The organism is Campylobacter sp. CFSAN093229, assembly GCF_011068225.1.
GTDB classification, from domain to species: domain Bacteria; phylum Campylobacterota; class Campylobacteria; order Campylobacterales; family Campylobacteraceae; genus Campylobacter_D; species Campylobacter_D jejuni.
In genome coordinates this window covers 21201-45863 of sequence record NZ_JAAMXB010000004.1, presented here as the reverse complement: position 1 = coordinate 45863, position 24663 = coordinate 21201, and the positions used below count along the sequence as shown (strand labels likewise).

The following is a 24663-nucleotide window of genomic DNA, read 5'->3' as shown; positions in this document are numbered from 1 at the left end:
ATATTTATAAATTTTGAATAAAACCTTCCAAAATTTGAATTTGCTTTTCTACGCTTGCAATAGAACTTGAGCCTTCACTTTGCTTAGAATTTAAAGAAAATTCAAAATTTAAAAGTTCCATAGCTTTTTCATCAAATACAGGATCTATTTTTGAAAGATCTTTAATTTCACTTATATCAATGCCTTGTGCTTCAGCTTGTACAACAACATTTCCCACTATAAAATGTGCTTTTCTAAAAGGAATATTTTTTTCACGCACCAAATAATCTGCCAAATCGGTAGCCAACATATGACCTTTTTTACAAGCATTAAGCATATTTTCTTTGTTGATTTGTATTTCTTTTAACATTGCATTTAAGATAATTAAGCTGTCTTTAGCGGTTTTTACACTATCAAAAATCCCCTCTTTATCTTCTTGCATATCTTTATTATAAGCTAAAGGTAAAGCTTTCATTATAGTTAAAAGAGAAATTAAATTTCCATAAACACGCCCTGTTTTTCCACGTATAAGCTCACAAACATCGGGATTTTTTTTCTGAGGCATAATAGAACTTCCCGTTGAAAAACTATCACTTATGGTTATAAAAGAAAATTCTGAGCTTGAAAATAAAATCATTTCCTCACAAAGTCTTGAAGTGTGTGTAAAAATAACTGCTATATCATAAAGCAAATCAAGAGCAAAATCCCTATCACTCACTCCATCCATAGCATTTGGCATAATATCTTTAAATCCTAAAATTTTAGCACTCAACTCACGATTGGTAGCATAGCTTGTTCCTGCACATGCACAAGATCCAAGTGGTGAAAAGTCTGCAAGTTCTAGGCTATTTTGCAAACGCTTAACATCTCGCATTAACATAAAAGCATAAGCTAAGATATAAAAAGAAAAACTCACAGGCTGAGCGTGTTGTAAATGTGTAAAACTTGGCATAATAGTTTTTTTATGCGCTTTAGCATGTTTGAGCATGGTTTGAATCAATTCTTTTAAAAGCTTTATAAGTTCAATATGAGATTTTTTTACAAAAAGTTTAAAATCAGTAGCCACTTGATCATTTCTACTTCTTGCAGTATGTAGTCTTCCGCCAATTTCACTACTTATAATCTCGCTTAAACGCTTTTCTATAGCCATATGAATATCTTCATCTTTGATATCAAAAACAAATTTACCTTGCTCTATTTCACTTTTAACTTGTTCTAGGCCTTTTATAATAGCATCTAATTCTTCTTTTTTTAAAATATCACAACTTTCAAGCATTGTAGCATGTGCTATGGATCCTTGTATATCTTCATTAAACAAAGTTTTATCTACATTTAAACTCGCATTAAATTCCTTTAAAAGCTCGTCGCTTGCACCACTAAAGCGTCCTGACCACATTTCATTTTTCATTTAAACGCCTTAAATTTTTGGTCCAAATTTGCTAAATTCAATGCCTTCTTTGACATCTTCATAGCGTTTGAAATTTTGTATAAACATATGTGCTAATTTATCTCTTGTTGCAATATAATCATTTTTATCTGACCAAGTATTTATAGGATTTAAAAGCATGCTTTCTACACCTTCTAAAGCTTTTGGAATAGCTAAATCAAACACTTCAAAATTTTCAAATTCGCATTTTGTAATACTTCCATCTAAAATAGCATTAATGCAAGCCCTAGTAGCCTTAATGCTCATTCTTTTACCCACACCGTAGCTTCCACCGCTCCAACCCGTATTAACAAGATAAACATTAACTTCATGTTTTTCAATCTTTTCACCAAGCAATCTCGCATAAACCGTTGGATGCAAAGGCATAAAAGGTTCTCCAAAGCAAGCTGAAAAAGTTGCTTGAGGCTCTGTTATACCACGCTCAGTTCCAGCTACTTTTGCTGTATAACCGCTTAAAAAATAATACATAGCTTGCTCTTTACTTAATTTACTCACCGGAGGCAAAATTCCAAAAGCATCTGCACTTAAAAATATAATATTTTTTGGATGCCCTGCTTTTAAGCTAGGCTCATGATTTTCAATATGCTCTATAGGATAAGAAACTCTCGTATTTTCTGTTTTTGAAGCATCAGCATAATCAACACTCTTATCAGCTCTTAAAACTACATTTTCCAAAAGTGCATTTCTTTTAATAGCTCCATAAATTTCAGGCTCATGCTCAGGATCAAGATTGATTGTTTTTGCATAACAGCCACCCTCAAAATTAAACACACCTTCATCATCCCAACCATGTTCGTCATCACCTATAAGTTTTCTTTTTGGATCGGTTGAAAGCGTAGTTTTTCCAGTGCCACTAAGTCCAAAGAAAAGCGCTACATCGCCTTTTTCTCCGACATTTGCACTACAATGCATAGAAAGTTTATTTTCTAGTGGCAACCAATAATTCATCATAGAAAAAATACCTTTTTTCATTTCTCCGCCATACCAAGTTCCACCAATAACCGCTATATTTTCTTCAACATTAAAGATTACAAAAACCTCTGAATTTAAACCATCTTGTTTGTAATCTTCATTGATACATTTGCAAGCATTATAAACAATAAAATCTGCTTTAAAATTCTCAAGTTCTTCTTGACTTGGGCGAATAAACATATTTTTAACAAAATGTGCTTGCCATGCAATTTCAGTAATAAATCTTACTGCTTTGCGACTTTGCAAAGAAGCACCACAAAAAGCATCTTGAACATAAATTTTCTTTCCACTTAATTCTTGTTTTGCTTTAGTCAAAAGCTTATCAAATAATTCTTTTGTAATGGGCTGATTTACCTTTCCCCAAGCAATATACTTACTAGATGGATCTTGTTTTACAAAATATTTATCTTTAGGACTTCTACCTGTAAAAATCCCTGTATCTACACAAAAAGTATCATTATCCGTACTTAAACCTTCATTATTTGCTTTTTCATGAGCATTTAATTCATCATAACTTAAATTATGAAAAATTTCTTTTATATTATCCAAACCTAAATTATCAAATTTTTTCATCTTTCCCTCACTTTAATTCTTATAGATAGCTAATACTTCGCCTTCGTTAACAGTATCGCCTATTTTAATACAAAGCTCTGAAATAATTCCATCTTTTGGAGCATTAACTTCAATCTCCATTTTCATTGCTTCTAAAACCATGATGGCTTGACCTGATTTTACTTCTTCACCTTCGTTAACATAAATTTTAAAAACATTACCTGAAATACCTGCTAAAACTTCATTTTCAGCATCTACAGAACTTATTGAATTTGAAGAAACAATATTTTTATTTTCTTCTACTTTTTTTACACTTTTAACATTAACATCTTTATCAAAACCATAGCTTACCTCTACATGATATTTGTTACCATTTACAGCTACGGTAAATTTGTTTTCATCTACACTCATAGGTTTTGGCATACTAGCTAATTTGCGTACATTTACCTTTGCCTCTCCTTTTAAAAATGCTATACCTTTTTCTTTACAAGCTGCTGCAATAAATATATTTTCTTCACTCGTTTCTATACTCTCTTTTTCAAGCAAGGTTTTGGTATAAGCTATACTTTTACTCTCATCTTTATCAGCTATATTAATAGCAAGCTCTGTAGTAGGTTCTAAATTAAGCTGTTTTGAAGCAAGTTCAATAATGTTTACATCGGGTGCAACTGGAGTTTTTCCAAAATAACCGAGCACCATTTTTCCATAACCTTCTGCGATTTTTTTCCAAGATCCAAACATCACATTATTAAAAGCTTGTTGAAAATAAAATTGAGAAACTGGAGTAACTGAAGTACCAAATCCACCTTTTTCTACAACTTCTCTCATAGCATGAATGACTTGTGGAAATTTATCTAAGATATTATTATCTCTCATCATTTGTGTATTTGCTGTTAAAGCTCCTCCTGGCATAGGGGAAAAAGGAATAAGTGGATTTACCATAGTAGCTTCAGGTGGTAAAAAATATTCTTTTAAACAATCTTTTAAAACTTCTTCGTATTTTAGAATTTTTTCTTCCTCAAGTCCGCCTAAATCATAATCTTTGCCTTTTAAAACATGCATCATGGTTAAAATATCAGGCTGAGAGGTTCCGCCACTTACTGGAGCCGCAGCCAAATCAATACCATCAACCCCTGCTTCAAGTGCTGCAAGATAGCAAGCTATACTCACTCCTGCAGTTTCATGCGTATGAAGCCTAATGTGTGTATCTTGAGGTAAAATTTTTCTAGCCATTTTAATGGTTTCATAAATTTTATTTGGATTAGAAGTTCCACTTGCATCTTTGAAACAAATACTATGAAAAGGAATTTCTGCTGCTAAAATTTCTTTTAAAATTTTTTCATAAAAAGGCACATCATGGGCACCTTTACAATTTGGCGGTAAATCCATTAAAGTGATAGTAATTTCATGCTTTAACCCATGTTTTACTATGCATTCACCACTAAATTTTAAATTATTTACATCATTAAGGGCATCAAAATTTCTTATCGTTGTAGTACCGTGTTTTGCAAAAAGTTTTGCATGCAAATCAATAAGCTCACTACTTCCAGTGTCTAAAGTAACGGTATTGACCCCTCTTGCTAAAGTTTGAAGATTGGCATCTTTTCCTACAATAGCTCTAAATCTATCCATCATGGCAAAAGCATCTTCATTAAGATAAAAATACAAGCTTTGAAATCTAGCACCACCGCCAAATTCAAAATGTGTAATGCCTGCTTCTTTTGCTGCTTCTACTGCAGGAAAAAAATCATCCATTAAAACCCTAGCTCCATAAACAGACTGAAAACCATCCCTAAAGCTTGTATCCATTACATCGATGAATTTTTTAGCCATTATTTTTCCTTAAAAAAATATTTTTTCATTATTATACAAAAATTTGATAACACATTGCCAAAATTATTGCTATAGGCGATATAAAACGAATAAAAAACAACCAAATTAAGAAAATTTTTCGACTTATAAATTTAGAAAAAATTTTATAAATTTGTTTTTTATTCATAAAAAAACCTACAAATATAGAGCATACTATAGCACCAAGTGGAAGTAAAAAATTTGAAGTTAATTTATCCAATAAAGTAAAAAAATCTTTTCCAAAAAAACTAAACATAGAAAAAAAATTTAAATTTAATGACAAGATACAACAAATTCCAAAAACAAAAACAAATAAACCTATTAAAAATAGAGCTTTAGTACGAGAAATTTGATAGTTATTAATCATATAAAAAGTTAAAGGCTCTATCATTGAAACAGCTGAAGTAATACCAGCAAAAAAAAGTGCTAAGAAAAAACAAAATGCAAAAATATAGCCTAAAGCTCCAAGTTGATTAAACAAACTCATCAAGGATACAAAAACAATTCCTGCTCCTTGAATATGCGGATCGGCTCCAAATTCAAAGATAAAAGTAAAAACAATAAGTCCCATGATAAAAGAAATCAATAAGTTAATCAAAGCAATATACACTGAACTTTTTATAAAATTTGTTTTTTTATCCAAAGCCGATGAATATGTAACTATACAACCTATTCCTAAGCATAAGGTAAAAAATGCAAGCCCTAAAGCTTCGGCAATAGAGCTAAATTTAAAATGTGAAAAATCAGGATAAAATAAATAAGAAAAAGCATTTGCAAAACCTTGCTTAAATCCCATACAATAAAACAACATAAAAACAAGCATTAAAAATAAGCTAGGCATTATAACAACGTTTAATTTTTCAATCCCTTTGATTAAACCTTTAGATACTATTAATAAAGTAAGAAAAAAAGATAAAGTGAAGAAAAAAACAGAACTTGTCAAATTTGTAGTAATTAAATTCTGAAAATTACTTGCTGCTTCATCTAAGGTTTTAGGAAGATAATAAAGACTAACTACAGTATATTTTAAAACCCATCCCATAATAACTAGATAAAAAGAGAGAACAAAAATACCACCTAACATAAAAACGCCGCCATATCGCCATCTATTGCCATATTTTATGGCAAGATTTGAATAAGCATTTGCAAGATCACTTTTACTTAAACGTCCCATAGCCACTTCAGCCAAAAAAATACTAAATCCTATGGTTAAAGTAAAAAACAAATATAAAAGCACAAAAACAAAACCACCATTTTCTGCACTTAAAGTTGGAAATTTCCAAGCATTACCTAAACCAATGGCTCCACCAGCAACAGCCAATACAAAACCGATTTTTGAAAAATATATTCTCATTATTTTTCAAACTCACTTTAAAAAAGCGGCTATCATAACTATAACAACAGCCAAAGGGGAAATAAATCTCAAAAACACATACCAAAGTTCAAAAAATATACCCCTCATATAAGGTTCAAATAAAATTTTTAAAGCTTCTTTTTTCATCACAAATCCCACAAAAATAGCTGCCAAAATTCCACCTAAAGGCATAATAACCTTACTTGAAATACTATCAAGCAAATCAAAAAAACTCATTCCAAAAAATCCAAACTGAGTACTTTTTAAAGAAGATAAAATACACAACATTCCTAAAATATAAACAACAATTCCTATTAAAATCAAAGCTTTTTTACGACTCATGTCAAAAGTATTAATAAGATAAAAAGCAAAAGGCTCTATCATTGAAACAGCTGAAGTAATACCAGCAAAGATTAAAGAAATAAAAAATGCTGCTCCAAAAATACAACCAATCACTCCAATCTTTTCAAATAAAGTAGCCAAGGAAATAAAAACAAGTCCTGGTCCTTGCTGATTAGGATTGTAACCAAATTCAAAGATAAAAGTAAAAACAACCAAACCCATTAATAAACCAACTAAAAGATTGATAAAAATAATATTTAAAGTACTGGTAATAAAATTGGTTTTATCAGGCAGACTAGCAGAATAAGTAATAATCGTTCCAACACCCAAAGAAAGACTAAAAAAAGCAAGTCCTAAGGCTTCAAGAACATTTGAGGTGTTGATTTTGGAAAAATCAGGTACAAAAAGAAATTTAACCGCCATCATAAAACCATCTTTACTAATAGCATAAACAAGCATCAAGATTAGTAAAATAAATAATGAAGGCATCATCCAAACATTTAATTTTTCAATCCCATTCTTAACACCTTTAGAAACAATATAAAAAACACATAAAAAAACCAAAGTAAAACAAATAAACTGACTTAAAAAATCCTCGCTTGTAAAAAATCCAAACTGCGCTTTACTTACTTCTAGATCCATAGGCAAATTTCCAGTGATACTTAAAAACACATATTTAACTATCCAGCCAATCACCAAGGTATAAAAAGAAACTATTAAAATCGCCCCTATCATAGTAAAACCAACATAAGACCAAGCTTTTTTATTTGAAGGTGCTAACTTTTCATAGGCATTAACCGGATCTTTTTCACTAATTTTTCCTATGCTAAGCTCAGCTAAAAATATCACAAAACCTACACCCAAAGTAAGAATTATATAAAGCAAGATAAAAGCAGATCCACCACTTTGACCTACTAGTGTTGGAAATTTCCAAGCATTACCCAAGCCCACCGCTGAACCTGCTACCGCTAAAATGAAACCTATTTTTGAAAATTTAGAACTCAATGTTGCAACCTTAACTTAAAAATTATTTTAAAATATTATTAAAGCAAAAAAACTTTTAAGCTTTATTGAAAACAATCAAATTTAAATCAAAAATGTGAATTTTTGTAAATTTCAATAAAAATAAAGATACTTTTGGTTATAATTCGGCTTTATTTTTAAGTCTTAAGTAGGGATACGCAAGCCGAACTGATTTAAAAATTGAAAAAATTTTTTTTATAGAAAGGTTAAGATAATGAAAAAAGTTCTTTTTTTATTATTAGCATGTGCAGCAGTAGCTTTTGCAGCTGAAACTAACGCTCCAGTAGAACAAGAAGCTATTAATGTATGGATTAAAGCATTTTCAGTTCTTGCAGCAGGCTTAGGTCTTGGTGTTGCAGCACTTGGTGGTGCTATCGGTATGGGTAATACTGCAGCGGCAACAATTGCAGGAACAGCTAGAAACCCTGGTCTTGGGCCAAAATTAATGACAACTATGTTTATCGCTTTAGCGATGATTGAAGCACAAGTTATCTATGCTCTTGTTATCGCGCTAATAGCACTTTATGCAAATCCTTTTATAGTTTTACAATAAAACTTATTAAAGCCCTTTTTTGGGCTTTTTTCTATGCGGTTATGGTGGAATTGGTAGACACGCCATCTTGAGGGGGTGGTGCGCTCTGCGTGTGCGAGTTCAAATCTCGCTAACCGCACCATTTATACTGCTAACTACATAAATTAACATAAATATAAAACTTAAAAAATATCTATAAAATAGGACTTTAAAACTATCTAAAATCTAAATTAAATTTTTCCGTTAAAATCCATTTTAAAAATTTTTCCCTAACTTTTCTCCTAACTTTTTATTTTTTGTTTTAAAAAGTTAGGAGAAATTAGCTTAAGGAGTTTATTTTAAATGCTTACACAAAAAGACATAATAAAAAAGATAAAAACTATTTTTATAAGAAGTTTTTTGTATTTGATTATAAAGATATCCAAAAATAAGAAAATTAACAAGAGACTAAAAGTATTAAGGTGCATTGATTTGCGGAAAGGAAATTCTATCACACAAATAATCAATAAGATGATAAAATATTTATTCAAAAATACTATAATTAAAGCATATTAGGCATGGCTACTCTTTCGGTTGCAAGAAAGAGACATGATGAGTAAGATCATTGAATTTTTAGTTCTTGTCTTAGAATTAATTAATGAGATAATCAAGCTCATTTGATATAACCATTGAAAAATTTTATAAAAACCACGCTTAGTCTAAGCTTAATACATTTATACTAAAAAACATTTAACCGAAAGAGAAGTGGCTTTCGGTTACGAGAAATTCATAGCAAAAATACTTTTACAAAAAAATAGAAAAGATTGGCAAAAAATTAGAAAAGCAAAAAACAAGATTCACTATAATAAAAAATCCGCCTTGAGTTTTCACTCTTGGCGGAAATTTATCAATCAAGACTAACTATGAAACGACATAGTAAGCGTTTTGTGAGATTATACCTAAATTTTAGGTTTTTTAAGCTTAAAGTTGAAGTATTTTTCTAACAAAACCGCAGGGGCAGAGAAGCCCCTTGCCTTTGTTAGTACATGAAACTACAAATTCTCATTCATTTTTCCAAGTCAAATAAAAAAGAAATCCGTTTCAAAACACAGCTAAATAATCCCAGTCTTAATACTTTTAATTAAATATACAAAGAGAGTAAGATTAAAAGAATTGCGTTCGGTTTATAAGTGATACTTAATAAAAAGTGTGTATAATACATACTCATAAGGATATTATAGTGAGTAAAAAAGATAAAATTAAAAAATAATCCTAACAATGTGCGCTTTGAAACGCTTAAGATTTTATTAGAAAGCGAAGGTTATGAATGTTTTAATAAAGGCGGATCACATTATCAATTTAGAAAAAAAGAATGTGATCTTATTACTATTCCATTTAAACGCCCTATAAAGGCTATATATGTCAAAATGGTTTTAAAAGCTATAACAGGAGAATGAATGATGAAAGACTTAGATTACTATCTTAATCTACCTTATGAAATTATTATAAAAAAACTTGATGAAAAAGATGGCGGAGGATATTTTGCAAGATATAAAGATTTCCCTTATATTATGGGAGATGGTGAAAATGAAATAGAAGCCTTAAAAGATCTCAAAGAAGCATTTAAAGGAGCATTAGAAGTTATGCTTGAAAAAGGTGATTATATTAAAGAACCTATTGATAATGAAGCAAAAATTAGAATTAATATTACCTTGCCTAAAAGCTTAGTAGAGGCAATAGATACAATAAGCGATAATAGAAGTAAATTCTTAGCCGATCTTGCAAATAGCGCTATAAAGTCTTATAAAATAAGCACTTAAAAATTGACATAGTTAAATAAAAAAAGAAACCCGTTAAAACCCCTAAAAAATAGGCATTTTATAGCAAAAAAACTTGCAAAAATTATTAAAATATGGTATAATTTTATTAAAAATATGAATAAGTTATAATTGAAAGGAATAAAGATGGATAAAGCAGTAAATATGAAATCACCAAAAATGAAATTAATAAATAAAATAGCAATAGGATTAGGAGTAGCAGTAATGTTTGCTTTGATATTATTAAGCTGTTTATTAATAAATATTTATAATATAGGCATTAAACATATAATTTTAAGTTTTATAATTAGTTTAGTGTGTTTATTTTTAGTATTACTTTTAATAAACGCCACAAATAAACCGTTCAAAAAAACTTATCCTAAAAGAGACAACTGTTATGATACGCATTTCAAACAAAGCGGAATATCAAAATATTCAACCCTTTCGCTGTCTAATCCTTTTTATAACAATTTATATTCCAATGAAGATTAATTGAGAAATTAATCTCAATTAATCTTAGTGTATAGCAGGATCTCCTGCTTTTCCATCTATTAGATGATTGGCTTTTTTAATTTTTTCTCCAACTTCATTGTTTAAATTAGATTTGACTGCTACACCCTTAACTTCTTGACTATCTGGCATTGTTGTAGTATTGCTTGTTCTTTTACTGCTTTTATTTACTTGATCTTGGTTTAAATTAGATTGAGTTAAAACACTTTTTTCTGATCCATCAACAGTTTTAAAATTCATACCTGCAGCGTGTGGCATAGTAGTATTATTTGGACTAACAATGCTTTGAGCGCCATATTGACTATTATACTGTGCAAGTTGTGCAGGATCATTCTTAATCATATCGGATACATAATTACCTGCTTTTGCAAAGTATTCATTTTGTTGAGCTGTATTAAGGCTGCTAAAGTCTTTATTATCTCCTGCAGCAAGATCTCTTGCAACCACATTAAGTGTATTGTCAATATTATTAGTACTGACAGATTGAATACCTTGTTCTGTTTGGGTATAGCTTTGAGCATATCCAACTATTTTTGAATAAGCTGTAGAATCGCCACCTAAAAGCGTATTGCTCCAAGAAGAATCCATACCTTTTGTGATAGATAGAGTTTTAAGAGAAGCTCTTTCCATTATTTCATTATATGCAGCTTTTTGAGCTTCTGAAAAAGTTTCAACATTTCCTATACCTCTTTTTGAACTCGCACTTGATTGAATTTCAGCACCATTTCCAAGAACGCTAAAACCTGCATGAGCAGAAGCTGCTAATGCAATTTCCGCCTTTTCTTCGCTAGTTAAATCAGTTCTATTTTGAATCTCTTGTCCAATATTATTTGCAAAAGCCTTCTTAAATGCTTCATCTCCTTTCTCCATAAATCCTTTAGCTTCATTTAATGCACTAGCTCTACCGCTTTGACTCATATGCGAATATTGATCATTAAAGTTTTTATTCCAAGCATCAGAATTTGCTTGAGATACGCTATTAATAGTTGTCATAGCTCCTGCACTAAGTTTGGCACCTGACATCATACCATCAACATTTGTTCCTGTCATATTTGCATTAGAGATTTCAGAATTCTTTGTATTGTCACCCATAACTGATTGAGTATTAAATTTAGTAACCGCACCATCTATATTTCTTGCATATTGAAGTGATGCTACACCTGCATTCATCGCCCAAACTTCATCTCCCCTAGGAGCAGCAATGTTAGTTTGTGTAGATAAGGCTTGCTGATTTGCAAAGCTTCCAGCAGCTCTTGAAGCACCTGTTAGAGCTTGAGATAACCCAGAAGCAAAAGTTATAAATCCTTGCTCACTTGCTTTAGCTATAGCATAAGCTAAAACAGGAGTACTCATTACAAGATAATTCATGAAATTTGATCTATTTGCTACTTCTTTAAATATAAGCATGTTATCTCCTAAGCTTAAAGCTGCTTTTCCACCTGTTATTACTTGTGCAACATTCATAAGATTAAAATCATTTATAAAATTAATAATACAAAGTATAGGAGTCCAAAGCACTATCCAAATACACAGAGTAAAAAACATCTTAATATGAGCGTAAGAGCCAAATACAATAGAAAGCAAAGCAACAAGCCAAGATAAACCTATGATAATAGCTGTTAAATAAGCTTTAGCTAAAGGCAAATAAGTTTGTGCCATGTGTCCTTGTGCTTGCATACTTGCGTAAAATTGCTGATCCGCATAAGCAGTATTTGCAGCCACAGAAGCAGGATTTAAACCTACTGATTTAGCGGTATTAATGATTGCATCTTGAGAAGCAAGCATTATCATGGATTGCTGTAAATAAGATCTAGCACTTACAGCTTGTTCGTTATAGATTTGTGCAGCGCCTAAGAACTTTTGCTCATAATTTGCCATATCATTCGCCATGCCAAGCAAAGCAGCATGGATCTTCATAGCTTCATCTGTATCGTTTTGAATCATTTCAACGATTTGAGGACCTGCATCAGAACAAGGCGCAACACTTTGTTCTTCAATATTATTGTTATTTTTAAACAAAGGAGTAAGCTGAGAGCCATTGCCTATGTTTGTAAAAAGATCTTGCATTAAATTATCAGAGTTTTGAAAAAGATTTCTACCTTGTTGATTAAGCAAGATGCCTACTGAAACGCAGTTTCTAAAGTAAAAATCAATATTTTTTTGTAAAGTTGCATCAATAGCCGAAAGCTTTACACTTGGTAAAGTACTCATCACTTGAAGTGAAAAACCTAAACCTGCATTAGAGAAATTTGTAGATTGTGGAGTTGAAAAATGTTTTTCCATGGCTTCTAGGATAACCTTCTCAAATTGTGTCATTAATGCAAAGCTTTTTCCTATACCTATAGGAATTTGAGAAATGACATAATCTTTACTAGCGACTTCATCGTGAATCATGAAGCGGTGATTATTGTCATTTGGCGCCCTTAAAAACATGTGCCACACTACAACAAAAAGCATAAACATTTTTTCCAAGTTCAAACACAGGGTTTGTTTGTCCATCCATTGCTTTTTTGATACTAAAAAGCAATAATGAAATAGCTAAGGCTGCTTTAACGATATAACCTGTTTCAGTGGTTATACCTTTAACCGCTTGCATGATTTCATTCATTACATCGCCATAACCCCAAGTATAAATTAAATTGCTATTAGCTATTTCAGTTGCACCAAATAAAAATGAAGGTGCAAAAAACAAAGTGCTAAGGAATAACAAGTAAAATCTTTTCATGGACTGTTTTAAGAAGTTAAAGAGTTTATTTGGTATAATTGCATTAAGGGTTTTGCCACAAGGCTGCAACCCTGTGGCATAATCACGCCCTAGAAAGGGGGTGAACTATATGACACGACTCATACTTATAATTATACTAATTTGTATAATTACTGTCAAGGCTTATTAGCCTTGCCCCTTTGGGGGTAAGTTTCCCCTTGTGGCTTACACCAAACAAACTTTTAACTAAAATTATCTCCTTTCTAATAATTTATTTTATTTTTTAATTTGTAGGTTTTTTCGTTGCATTCTCGATATTGTTTTGAATCTTTTCTTGTATTTTCACAGAATCAGCTTGTATTTTTCCTGTGTCAAAACTTCCTACAATATCAGCAATGAACTCACTTAAATCAATTTCACTAAAATCTAATTTTTGAAATTCTTCAGGAGTGAAGCCTTTGCATTGCGGACCTTCCTCACTACCCCACCCTTTTCCAAGCTGAGGGCATCCTTGTTCATTGAAAATTCTTCCTAATTTAGAATTGAAGCAACAAAAACTTTTCTTTTTTTCAACGCAAATTTTAGTAAAACCTAAACTAACCTTTTTAGAACAATAAGTTCCTACTTCATGACATTTTCCTGCATCGTTTAATTTAGCAAGCTTTTTCTCATCTTCTTTACAAGCTACAAGTCCTAAAAATACATTATCCTTATCACAACATCCACCACCAAGTAGTCCGCCAAACATATCCCAATTTTTACAACGATTATCCTGACCATTGAATATTTATAGATACTGAACTATTTGAAACCTTATTATTAAAAAATACAAAATCAGTGCAAATGTGAAAAAACCGCTATATAACCTTAAAGAAATTGAAAAAAATAATTTCAAATTCAAATGATGCACAGTGAAAATAAGAAAAGCAATAAGATAAACTTTCAAAATAAATCTGTCTTATTGCGTGAATATTAAAAATAAAAATAACTAAAGTAGATGATCTCCGCCTAAATAAGTTTAAAAATATTCAAAAATTAAAAACAAAAGCTATATTAACTTATTGTTTTTATATCATTCTAAATACAATATATAGTATTTTAATTAAGATTAAACCGCACCATTATTTAAAATTATAATCATTCAACTTAAAATACTAACTATTTAAAATCAAATTTCAACTTACAATTTCTTAAAGTTACAAAAAATAAAAAATATTAGTTTTTTTAAAAAACTTAAAAAATATTAAGATTTTTTTTAACCATAAAGAATATAATTTTATCCGTTTTCAAAAACCATCCCTTAAAAAGAATTATTCAATGTTTGTTTTTATACCATTATTTACAATTTTTATTTTACTTGCAGGCGGATATTTTGCCAAAAGAATTGGTGTTTTAAAGCAAAAACAAGCTAGGACTTTTTTAGATTTTGCTATTATTTTTGCTTTACCTTGTTTGATTTTCGATAAAGCATATCATTTAAATTTTGATTTTTCATTGATTATTTTTATTTTTATTGGATTGTTTAGCTGTATATTAGCAGCTTTTTTTGCTATTCTTATTGGAAAAGTTTTTCATTTTTCTAAAGTAACTTTAGTCAGTATGTTTTTGCTTTCTTGTTTTGGAAATACTATATTTGTGGGTATGCCTATTGTTGCTGGTGTATTTAATGACCCACAATTTAGTGCTGAAGTTATATTTTACGATGCTTTAGCCACAACTTTACCTATATCACTTTTTGGACCTTTTATACTTTCTTTGGGAAATGGAGAAAAAGTCAGTTTGCTTGCTAATGTTAAAAAAATTCTTAGCTTTCCACCTTTTTTAGCTTTGCTTTTTGGTTTTTTGTGTAAATTGATTACTTTACCTGAATTTATTTTCTCTCCTATTCGTTTATTTGGTGCTTCTGCAACCCCTGTCGCACTTTTTGCTATAGGTTTAGGACTTGGCTTTATGGCGATTAAAACCTCTTACAAACCTACAGTAATTGTCATCTTTGCTAAAATGATTTTAGCTCCTTTATTTTTTGTATTTTGTTTAAAAATATTTAATTTAGAATTAAAAGATTCTACTATCGTTGCTATTATAGAAAGTGCAGCTCCTACTATGACTTTAGCAGGAGCTATGGTAATGAAAGCTAAACTAGATAGTAATTTAGCCGTAAGTGCTGTAGCCTTTGGAGTTCTTTTTGCTTTTGTTTCTATGCCAATTTTAATTTGGGCTTTGTTATAAGCTCAAATTATATGGCTAAATTTTTAGCTAATTCTTTAACTTTTTTAAGATCAACTTTTCCTGAACCTAGGAGGGGAATTTTTTCTATTTGAAAATAATATCTAAGTTTAAAAAGTGTAGGTATATTAGAATTTTTTATAGCCTCACATACTCTTTCAAAAATTTCATTATTACATTCTATGAGTAAAACAATTTGTTCTCCTTTTTTCTCATCTTCTAAAGATGTGGCACAAAATTGGACCACTTCAGTGTCTATGAATTTGGCAATTTCTTCTTCTATTGCACCCAAAGAAATCATCTCTCCGCCAATTTTTGCAAAGCGAGAATAACGATCGACAATATATAAAAAACCATCTTCATCTAAATGCCCTTTATCTCCCGTGTTGTACCATCTTATACCATCAATTTCTTTAATCACTTCATCGGTTTTTTCTTTGTCATTAAGATAGCCTACCATAACTTGATGACCGCCTATAAGTATGAGTCCATCTTCATTTGTTTTTAAATTTTCATAATTATTTGGATCAACAATACGTACCGCAGTTCCAGGCAGAGGCATTCCTACACTTCCTTCTTTATTGGCACGATGTATAAGCCAATAATCCGCATCAAAACGATTTGGTAAATTTACACTCGCTACAGGTGTAGTTTCCGTAGCTCCATAACCTTCAAAAATGCTTTTTTTAAACTTCATTTCAAAAGCAGTTCTTACTTCATTTTTTAGTTTTTCAGCACCTGATACAACTATTCTTAAGCTTTCAAACATTAAAGCATCAAGTTTTTTATTTCTTGCATAAATTCCTAAAAAGGTTGAAGTTCCACACATAATAGTGATATTATTTTTAGCAACAGCTTTGGCAACCCCTAAGGCATCAGTTGGATCTGCAAAAGTGATACTTTTAATACCTTCAAGCAAAGGCAAAAATGTAGTTACAGTAAGTCCAAAAGCATGAAAAGGTGGTAAAGATGAGAGAATGACATCATTGTTTCTTGTGCAAAGCACATCAGAAATTTGTGCTATATTGCTTAAAATATTACGGTTATTGAGCATAACACCTTTTGGAGAACCCTCACTTCCGCTACTAAATAAAATAGCTGCGATGGCAAGATTGTTTTTTGAAGGAGTGAAGATGCTTTTGAGTATAAAACTAGGTATAATACTAACTGCCAACATCATGCTAAAAATTTTAGTTTTTTGCATTTTAAAATCTTCTACAATATCTTCAAAATAAATTAAATGTATATTTGTATCGAAATTTAGGTTTATACCTTTATTTGCTAATTTTTCTAAAAAAGTTTTAGAAGTATAAATTTGTGAAATTTGCGCATTTTTTATAGCTGCTTTTAGAGCTTTTTCTCCAGCAGTAAAATTAAGATTTACTGCAATTTTTTCTGCGATTAAAACAGATAGATTGGTTAAAGAACTTGCAAAAGAAGCAGGTAATAAAATTCCTATAGCTTCCTCTTTAGGAGCGTAACTTCCACGCTGAGGGTTAATGTTTAATTCTTTGGATTTTCTTTTAATAAAAAAATTAAGAATTAAACTAAGACTCAACATTTTTCTATAAGAAATATCTCCAGCTAGTGTATCGATAATAGCTATTTGATTTAGATTTTTTTTAGCTGTATCTATCCAAGCTCTTGCTATAGTATGCATAGCTTCGCATTGTGATTTCCAAGCCATAAAAGAAAGTTCAAAAACTTTAGCTTTAACTTCATCTTTTTTAGAATGCAAAGGCATAGCTTTACCAAAAGCTATAGCAATTTTTCTTTTATTTAAAGTGCGGTTTCTTGCTGAAAATTCTTCATCGCTTCTTGAAAAAGCGCTACCCCAAAGTCCTCTTATATAAAAAGGAATAATTTTTCCATCATCTTCGCTTAAATATTCACAAGCTAATTCAAATCCTGCTTTAAATTCATTTAATTGTCCATGTCTTGAAAGCGTACCTTCAGGAAACAAGCAAACTAAATTACCTTCTTTGATATGCTTTGCTATCAGTTCTAAACTCGTCTTACTTCCTGTACTTGATACAGGAATAATATCAAATTTATCAAGAAAAATTTTAATATACCATTTAGAATAAATACTTCTTTCCATAACAAAATAAATTTTTCTTGGAATTGCCATTTGCACAACAGCCCAATCAATAAAAGAAATATGATTACCCAAAAGCAAAGCTCCACCTTTTTCTGGTATATTTTCAAAACCTTCTACAAGTAAGCGGTATCGTTGCAAAAAAGCTATGCTTAAAAGTATACGCACTAAAGAAAAGGGAAGTTTTAAAAGTATATAAAAACTTCCTATAAAGGTTACTAAAGTAATAAAATAAAATAAATAAACCACATTGATTTCAAATTTTGCAAATAAAGTTGCTAAGAGTAAAAATCCTAACATGGCAATATTTTGAAAAAAATTGTTTCCTGCAAGAATTTGCCCCAATTCATTTTCTTTGGCATGAAATTGGATTAAAGTATTTAAAGGAATGATAAAAAGAGCTCCGCAAAATCCAAAAAAGAAAAATAAAAAACTATAACTTAATAAACTTATAAAATAAGGCATTAAAAAAGCCATTAAAAACATACCCAATGCACCAAGTGGAATAAGTCCAAGTTCTATATAATTTTTTGAAAATTTACCAGCTACTAAAGAGCCTAAAATCACTCCTATGCCAGAAAAAGCGAGTGAAATTTGCACATAAAAAGTATTTTCTATAAAAAGTTCATTTTTAGCAAAGACAGGAAAGCTGACAAGATAAAGTTGAGATATAGCCCAAAAAAATGAAATTCCTATTATGCAAAGCCAAATAGTTTTATTTTTAAAAACAAGCTTAAGATTATTTATTAGAAGTTTTCCACGGATATAATCTTTTTTATTAAAAACTAAATCTTTATTTGTTTGTTTGAGCTTAGGTAAACGCCACGCAAAAAATACTTCAATACAAGAAAATAAAATTAGCACAATTCCTAAAGGCGCTACTTCTTTTAAAATTTCATCTGTTTGATTATACGTAGAACTATAAAGACTTTCAAAACTTAAAGAAAATAAAGCCATTCCTGCTAAGATTGCCATAATGCTTACTGCATTAATTACACCATTGCCCATAGCAAGAAAGTCTTTTCCTACAAGTTCTTTGATAAAACCGTATTTGCTTGGTGAATAAATCGCTGCTTGTACTCCCATTATAAAAGTAAAAATAAAAGCCATCCAAAAAGCACCGCTATAGTAACAAATGCAAATTATTAAAGTGAGTATAACATTGAAAATTGCTGAAATTTTCATTATAATATTTTTTGAATATTTATCCGCTAAAAAACCTGAGGGAGAAAGAATGAGAATAAAAGGAAGTAAAATCAAAGCATTAACTATAGTATTTAAAAATAACTGCTCACTTCCTTCATAGGCCTTATAAATAGTATTTTGAATAATAATTTTATGTCCCAAATCCACAAAAGCATTGATGAATGCTATAAGTAAAAAAGGAATTAATCCGTAAATTTTCAAAAAAGATTTTTTTTGCATTATTTAAACCTCGTCAATTAGCACTTATTTTACAAAAGAATTTATCAGTTTTTAGGAAAATTATCTATATTATCTTTTAAAATAATTCCATCGATTTTTAATTTATAAAATTTTTTAAAATTCTCTAATTTATCAACAATCATTAAAACCCTACTATCAAAAACATAAAATTCTGCAACCTTGCTAGCAAATTTTACAAGTTTTTTATCATTACAAAGCAAAAACTTAGCTCCTAAAGCATTGGCTAAAAATATCTCGTCTTTATTTTGAACTAAAATAGCAAATTCAAAATCATTTTGACTTAAATAAGAAATCAATTTTTCATCATAAACAATACAATAAACTTTATTACCTTTAACTTCTTCAACACTTTCAATAAAAGAAAAATCTAAATTTTTTAATAATTTATGTCCAATAATAAGCATTTTTTTCCTTAGTTCTATTTTTTATTATTTTGCAAATTATACTTATAAAATTGTTACCAAGCAAGATGGCGCAGCGGACGGGGCTCGAACCCGCGACCTCCGCCGTGACAGGGCGGCATTCTAACCAGCTGAACTACCGCTGCATCCAAAGTAAAGAAGTAGAGATTATAAAACCTATTTATGATTTTATAAAATGGTGGTCACTATAAGACTCGAACTTATGACATCCACCTTGTAAGGGTGGCGCTCTACCAACTGAGCTAAGCGACCTATGATTGGCGACCCCTAGAGGATTTGAACCTCTGTTTCCACACAGAGAGAGTGTTGTCCTGGGCCACTAGACGAAAGGGTCATAACCCTAACAATAAAAATGGTGTCCCGTGTTGGATTCGAACCAACGGCCCCCTCCTTAAAAGGGAGATGCTCTACCGGCTGAGCTAACGAGACAAGATGGCGCAGCGGACGGGGCTCGAACCCGCGACCTCCGCCGTGACAGGGCGGCATTCTAACCAGCTGAACTACCGCTGCATCCAAAGTAAAGAAGTAGAGATTATAAAACCTATTTATGATTTTATAAAATGGTGGTCACTATAAGACTCGAACTTATGACATCCACCTTGTAAGGGTGGCGCTCTACCAACTGAGCTAAGCGACCTTTATAATGGTGTCCCGTGTTGGATTCGAACCAACGGCCCCCTCCTTAAAAGGGAGATGCTCTACCAGCTGAGCTAACGAGACATTTTCTGAAATAAAAATGTGATTATGCCAAAATTAGCTCTATTTGTCAAGCTTTTTTAAATCATTTTTGGCATTTTCTCTCCAAATAACGAGAAAATATACTTATAGGTAAAGTCAAAACAAGATATGTAATAGCCAAAATTACATAAGCTTCAAGAGTAGCAAAAGTATAAGAATTTATCTCTTGCGCACTTTGGGTTAATTCATTTGCAGCAATAACACTTAATAAGGAACTATCTTTAATTAAATTTGCAAATTGTCCACTCAGCGGTGCTAAAATATTTTTTAAAGCTTGGGGAAAAATTACATACGCAAAAACCTGCATCTCTTTTAACCCTAAAGCCCTAGCGCTCTCAAGCTGAGATATAGAAATACTTAAAATTCCAGCTCTAAATATTTCAGCTAAGTAAGCAGCAGAAAAACATGATAAAATAATAACTCCAGCCACATATCGATTATCAAGTCCTAAATTATTTGCAACGATATAATATATCAATAATACCTGCACTAGTAAAGGGGTTCCTCTGATAAGCTCTATGTAAAATGTAGATAAAAATCTTAAAAAAACAATTGAACTTAAAGAAAAAGCACAAAAAACTCCACCCAAAATTATACTCAGTAATAAAGAAAAAAAACTGATTATTAAAGTATTTAAAAAACCTTGAAGAAATTTTTCTTTATAGGTCGCAATTGCACTAAAATCAAAATGATAAGCACTTATACTAAAACTACAATAACAAAACAATATTAAAAATAAAATCAAAAGAATTAAATTAGTGATTATTTTTGACTTTGATAGAGGTTTTAAAGGTTTAAAATTCTTATTTTTTTGGATAAACAAAGACAATAAAAATCTCCAAAATTACAATTTATTCATTTCTTAAAGTATCTAAAATGTTAATTTGAGTTGCTTTTTTTGCAGGATAAAAAGACGATAAAGCTATGATTATTAAAGCACCCACAATGGTTAAAGAAAAATCCATTAAAGACAAATCAAGTGGTAATTTACTGGTTCCATAAACATCAGCAGGTAAAGTTACAATATCAAAATTTCCTAAAAGCCATAAAGCAAAAAACGCAAGTACCACACCCACTATCATACCACCACCACCAATAAGCATACCTAAAGCAAAAAAACTCTTTTTTACCTCATTTTTGCTTGCACCTAGGGCAAGTAAAAGTGCTATTTCACTGCGACGATTCATTACTATCATCAATAAAGAACTTACTATATTTAAACTTGCAACCAAAATAATAAGCATCAATACTATAAAAAGTGCTCTTTTCTCAAGCTCTAAGGCTGAAAAGAAATTTTTATTTTGTTCCCACCAACCTACTACAGCATAATCGTCTTTTAAATAAGATTTAATTTTTTCGACATCCTTAAAAGCATTATCACTATATACATGAACTCCATCATAATTTGGATTTTTAGGCATTCCAAGTACTTTTTTCAATGCATCAACATCTGTGTACATATAAGCTTTATCATAAAATGCAAGCCCTGAAGTAAAACGCGCTTTAACATCAAAACGTTTAGTTTGCGGTACTAAAGAAAATCCACTAGGATTAAGATTTGAAAAAATAAGCAAAAGTTTGTCATTTTTATGCAAACCAAATTCATCAGTAAGTGCTGATCCTACAAGTATATCAAAACCACTTAAATTCTCATCCTTTAAAGCTTTAGCAACCACTTCGTTTATTTTTTTTTCATCATTAAAATTAACGCCAAAAAGCACACCGCCTTCAAAACGATTATCTCCCTTTACAACGACTTGAGTACTTATATAAGGGCTAAATAACAAATTTGGAAATGTTTTTCTTAACTCATCTATAAATTCATCATTTACAGGAGCGTAGAATTTAGGCAAAATAGTAATAGGATAATTCATCACAAAAAAGCGTTTTTCAAATTCTTTATCAAAACCATTCATAATTGCCATAGCTACAAGCAAAACGCAAAGTCCTACACAAACTCCTAAAAAGGCCAAAAGCATAGAAAGATTGATAAAGGGTTGTTCTTTATCAAATCTTAAATATTTAAAAAGTAAATATTTTAAAACGCTTTTATTCAAGCTAAAATTCCTTGCTTAGGACCACTTTTTCCATGGCATTCTTTAAATTTTTTTCCACTTCCGCAAGGACAAGGAGCATTGCGTGGAACTTTTTTAAACTCAGCTTCGCCAAGATTATCTTCGCTTGCGCCCATTTCTACTGAGCTTTGAAGTAGCTTTTCATTTTCTTCATTGGCTTTATTTTCTAAATTTTGTACCTCTTCTTGATTAAATTGCACGCTAAAAAGTAGTTTAATACTATCAAATTTAATACGATTAACCAACTCCAAGAAAAGATTATAACTTTCTTTCTTATATTCCACAAGAGGATCTTTTTGATTGTATCCACGAAGCCCTATTCCTGTTTTTAAAATATCCATTTGATACAAATGCTCTCTCCAAGCATTATCCAAAACTTGCAAATATAAAATACGCTCTATATTACGCAATTCTTTAATCTCAAGTCTTGACATCTTTTCGTTATAAGAATTTTCAAGAATTTGACTTAGCTTATCTTGCATTTCAATGACGCTTAAATTCTCAAAATCTTTTTCACTAATCTGAGTTGAACATTCATATAAAATTTTTGCTTTCAAATTTTCAAAATTTACATTAGAACCGCTTTCATCAAGTATATAATCATTCATTACATTTGCACTATATTCAGCGATATTTTGAGAAATTTTAGCTCTAATATCATAGTTTTCATCTAAAAGCTCATTGCGATAACGATAAATAGTTTTTCTTTGTTCATTTGCTACATCATCGTATTCTAACAAATGCTTTCTGCTTTCAAAATGTAAGCTTTCTACTTTTTTTTGCGCATTTTCAACCGCTCTTGTAACAATTCTTGACTCTATGCTTTCGCCCTCTTCTATGCCCAAGCGATCCATAATACTTTTAATACGATCCCCGCCAAAAATTCTTAAAAGATTATCTTCTAAACTTAGATAAAAACGACTTATTCCAGGATCGCCCTGCCTTCCTGCACGACCACGAAGTTGATTATCAATACGGCGGCTTTCATGTCTTTCTGTACCGATGATATAAAGCCCACCCAAAGCCCTAATCTCATCATCGATTTTTATATCCACACCACGACCTGCCATATTTGTAGCGATAGTTACAGCACCTTTTTTACCTGCATCTTGGATAATCAAAGCTTCTTGCTCGTGGTTTTTAGCATTTAAAACATGATGAGGGATTTTTTCTTTTACAAGCATATTGTGAAAAACTTCACTGCGTTCTATACTTGCAGTTCCCACAAGAACAGGCTGACCTTTGGCGTTGGCTTTTTTGATCTCTTCAATTACAGCTTTAAATTTTTCATTTTGAGTTTTATAGATAAGATCATCTTTATCTTGTCTTTTAATAGGAATATTTGTCGGTATAGAAATAACATCTAAACTATAAATTTGAGAAAATTCAGTCGCTTCTGTTTGTGCAGTTCCTGTCATACCTGCGAGTTTGTTATACATTCTAAAATAATTTTGAAAAGTAATATCTGCTAAAGTTTGGCTTTCTTCTTGAATTTTTACATTTTCTTTGGCTTCTAAAGCTTGATGCAACCCTTCGCTAAAACGACGCCCTTCACTTAAACGCCCTGTAAATTCATCAACGATGATAACTTCATTATTTCTTAAAACATAATGCACATCTTTTTCAAAAAGATTATGCGCCTTTAAAGCTTGATCAAGCTGATGTGCTAAGATAGCATTATCAAGACTGTATAAATTTTCTACACCAAAAAGTTTTTCAGCCTTAGCAATACCTGCTTCCGTGATTAAAATATTACGATTTTTCTCATCTACTACAAAATCACCCTCAGGTTTTGCAGGGGGTAAAACTGCTTCGCCTTTTTGCATTTGCTTGGCTACTTCATTGGCTTTAATATAACCATCTAAAGTGCGATTTGTAGGACCGCTGATGATAAGCGGAGTTCTTGCCTCATCAATTAAAATACTATCTACTTCATCTACAATAACAAAATTATGCTCTCTTTGAACTTTTTCAACTTTTGAAAATTTCATATTATCACGCAAATAATCAAAACCAAACTCATTATTAGTTCCATAAGTAATATCGCAATCATAAGCTTGCTTGTGCTCTATGTCACTGTTTTGAGAAGAAAGAATCACGCCTACACTAAAACCTAAAAAGTTATAAATCGCACTCATTTGCTCAGCGTCTCTTTTGGCTAGATAATCATTTACTGTAACGACATGTACGCCTTTTCCACTCATGGCATTTAAAACAACAGGCAAGGTCGCTACAAGGGTTTTACCCTCCCCTGTTTTCATTTCTGCAATTTTTCCATCGTGCAAAACCATACCACCGATTAACTGCACATCAAAATGACGCATATTTAAAGTTCTCTTACCTGTCTCTCTGACTATAGCAAAAACATCATTTAAGATATCATTTTCGTTTTTTTCTCCGCTTAAAATTTGCTCTTTAAATTTTGCAAATTCGGCTTTTAATTCATCATCGCTTAAATTTTGATATTTGCCTTCTAAAGCATTGATTTGTGCTACGCGCTTGAAGTATTTTTTAACTTCACGATCATTTTTTGTTCCAAAAACGGCTTTTAAGGTATTTAAAAACATTTTTAAACCTTTATAAATTTTTCAAACTA

General features: G+C 30.9%; 15 protein-coding genes, 8 tRNA genes and 2 pseudogenes. 6 read left to right on the top strand and 19 right to left on the bottom strand.

All coding sequences use genetic code 11. The features are described 5' to 3' along the window. Positions 1-4: 4 nt before the first annotated feature. From argH to FBE93_RS01505, 5 genes are read right to left on the bottom strand one after another with little or no spacing between them, the layout of a single operon-like run. Positions 5-1387, bottom strand: coding sequence for an argininosuccinate lyase (argH, locus tag FBE93_RS01525; RefSeq protein WP_165434103.1), 1383 nt, complete (start codon positions 1385-1387; stop codon positions 5-7). A 9-nt stretch (positions 1388-1396) separates the two neighbouring features. Next, the gene (gene pckA, locus FBE93_RS01520; protein WP_002934267.1) at positions 1397-2971 is read right to left on the bottom strand and encodes a phosphoenolpyruvate carboxykinase (ATP); all 1575 of its coding nucleotides are present in this window, start codon (positions 2969-2971) and stop codon (positions 1397-1399) included. Between the two features lie 12 nt (positions 2972-2983). Then, positions 2984-4783 (bottom strand): biotin/lipoyl-containing protein, encoded by a 1800-nt coding sequence (locus tag FBE93_RS01515; protein WP_165434102.1) that lies wholly within the window; start codon positions 4781-4783, stop codon positions 2984-2986. A gap of 31 nt (positions 4784-4814) precedes the next feature. Continuing rightward, positions 4815-6155 (bottom strand): sodium-dependent transporter, encoded by a 1341-nt coding sequence (locus FBE93_RS01510; RefSeq protein ID WP_165434101.1) that lies wholly within the window; start codon positions 6153-6155, stop codon positions 4815-4817. 12 nt (positions 6156-6167) lie between these two features. Then, positions 6168-7502, bottom strand: a complete 1335-nt coding sequence (locus FBE93_RS01505; protein ID WP_165434100.1) for a sodium-dependent transporter — start codon at positions 7500-7502, stop codon at positions 6168-6170. A gap of 232 nt (positions 7503-7734) precedes the next feature. Here FBE93_RS01505 and FBE93_RS01500 point away from each other — a divergent pair, with 232 nt between their 5' ends. The 5 genes and pseudogenes from FBE93_RS01500 (at position 7735) to FBE93_RS01480 (ending at position 10340) form a co-directional block, all read left to right on the top strand. Beyond that, complete coding sequence (locus FBE93_RS01500; RefSeq protein ID WP_002853683.1) at positions 7735-8073, top strand: F0F1 ATP synthase subunit C; 339 nt, start codon at positions 7735-7737, stop codon at positions 8071-8073. 35 nt (positions 8074-8108) lie between these two features. After that, a tRNA-Leu gene (locus FBE93_RS01495) sits at positions 8109-8194 on the top strand. 1077 nt (positions 8195-9271) lie between these two features. Further along, positions 9272-9488 (top strand): annotated as a pseudogene (locus FBE93_RS01490) (type II toxin-antitoxin system HicA family toxin). Positions 9489-9491: 3 nt separating this feature from the next. Further along, complete coding sequence (locus FBE93_RS01485; protein ID WP_002779573.1) at positions 9492-9851, top strand: type II toxin-antitoxin system HicB family antitoxin; 360 nt, start codon at positions 9492-9494, stop codon at positions 9849-9851. A 144-nt stretch (positions 9852-9995) separates the two neighbouring features. Further along, the gene (locus FBE93_RS01480; protein WP_002922649.1) at positions 9996-10340 is read left to right on the top strand and encodes a hypothetical protein; all 345 of its coding nucleotides are present in this window, start codon (positions 9996-9998) and stop codon (positions 10338-10340) included. Between the two features lie 24 nt (positions 10341-10364). Here FBE93_RS01480 and FBE93_RS01475 read toward each other — a convergent pair. Both FBE93_RS01475 and traN read right to left on the bottom strand, forming a co-directional pair. Beyond that, positions 10365-13083, bottom strand: a pseudogene (locus tag FBE93_RS01475) (conjugal transfer protein TraG N-terminal domain-containing protein). A gap of 262 nt (positions 13084-13345) precedes the next feature. Beyond that, complete coding sequence (gene traN, locus FBE93_RS01470) at positions 13346-13849, bottom strand: conjugal transfer protein TraN (RefSeq protein ID WP_223209628.1); 504 nt, start codon at positions 13847-13849, stop codon at positions 13346-13348. A gap of 530 nt (positions 13850-14379) precedes the next feature. On the opposite strand from traN, the gene FBE93_RS01465 reads away from it, so the two are divergent. Then, positions 14380-15291 (top strand): AEC family transporter, encoded by a 912-nt coding sequence (locus tag FBE93_RS01465; protein ID WP_002853470.1) that lies wholly within the window; start codon positions 14380-14382, stop codon positions 15289-15291. A gap of 7 nt (positions 15292-15298) precedes the next feature. Here the strand turns inward: FBE93_RS01465 and FBE93_RS01460 are convergent, their stop codons facing one another. The 12 genes from FBE93_RS01460 to secA form a co-directional block, all read right to left on the bottom strand. After that, entirely contained in the window at positions 15299-18811 is a 3513-nt protein-coding gene (locus FBE93_RS01460; RefSeq protein ID WP_165434099.1) for an acyl-[ACP]--phospholipid O-acyltransferase, read from the bottom strand. 44 nt (positions 18812-18855) lie between these two features. Continuing rightward, positions 18856-19236, bottom strand: coding sequence for a hypothetical protein (locus FBE93_RS01455; RefSeq protein WP_165434098.1), 381 nt, complete (start codon positions 19234-19236; stop codon positions 18856-18858). 66 nt (positions 19237-19302) lie between these two features. Beyond that, positions 19303-19379 (bottom strand) — tRNA-Asp (locus FBE93_RS01450). Between the two features lie 51 nt (positions 19380-19430). Beyond that, positions 19431-19506: transfer RNA gene (locus FBE93_RS01445), tRNA-Val, on the bottom strand. A gap of 6 nt (positions 19507-19512) precedes the next feature. Further along, positions 19513-19588: transfer RNA gene (locus FBE93_RS01440), tRNA-Arg, on the bottom strand. Positions 19589-19607: 19 nt separating this feature from the next. Further along, a tRNA-Lys gene (locus FBE93_RS01435) sits at positions 19608-19683 on the bottom strand. 4 nt (positions 19684-19687) lie between these two features. Then, a tRNA-Asp gene (locus FBE93_RS01430) sits at positions 19688-19764 on the bottom strand. Positions 19765-19815: 51 nt separating this feature from the next. Next, positions 19816-19891: transfer RNA gene (locus FBE93_RS01425), tRNA-Val, on the bottom strand. 7 nt (positions 19892-19898) lie between these two features. After that, positions 19899-19974, bottom strand: a tRNA-Lys gene (locus FBE93_RS01420). A 61-nt stretch (positions 19975-20035) separates the two neighbouring features. After that, positions 20036-20821: an amino acid ABC transporter permease gene (locus FBE93_RS01415; RefSeq protein ID WP_002934401.1), complete on the bottom strand. Its 786-nt coding sequence runs from the start codon at positions 20819-20821 to the stop codon at positions 20036-20038. A 22-nt stretch (positions 20822-20843) separates the two neighbouring features. Next, positions 20844-22049: an ABC transporter permease gene (locus tag FBE93_RS01410; RefSeq protein ID WP_165434097.1), complete on the bottom strand. Its 1206-nt coding sequence runs from the start codon at positions 22047-22049 to the stop codon at positions 20844-20846. After that, positions 22046-24634, bottom strand: coding sequence for a preprotein translocase subunit SecA (secA, locus tag FBE93_RS01405; RefSeq protein ID WP_002934403.1), 2589 nt, complete (start codon positions 24632-24634; stop codon positions 22046-22048). Before secA ends, FBE93_RS01410 begins: the two co-directional genes overlap by 4 nt. Between the last annotated feature and the right edge of the window lie 29 nt (positions 24635-24663).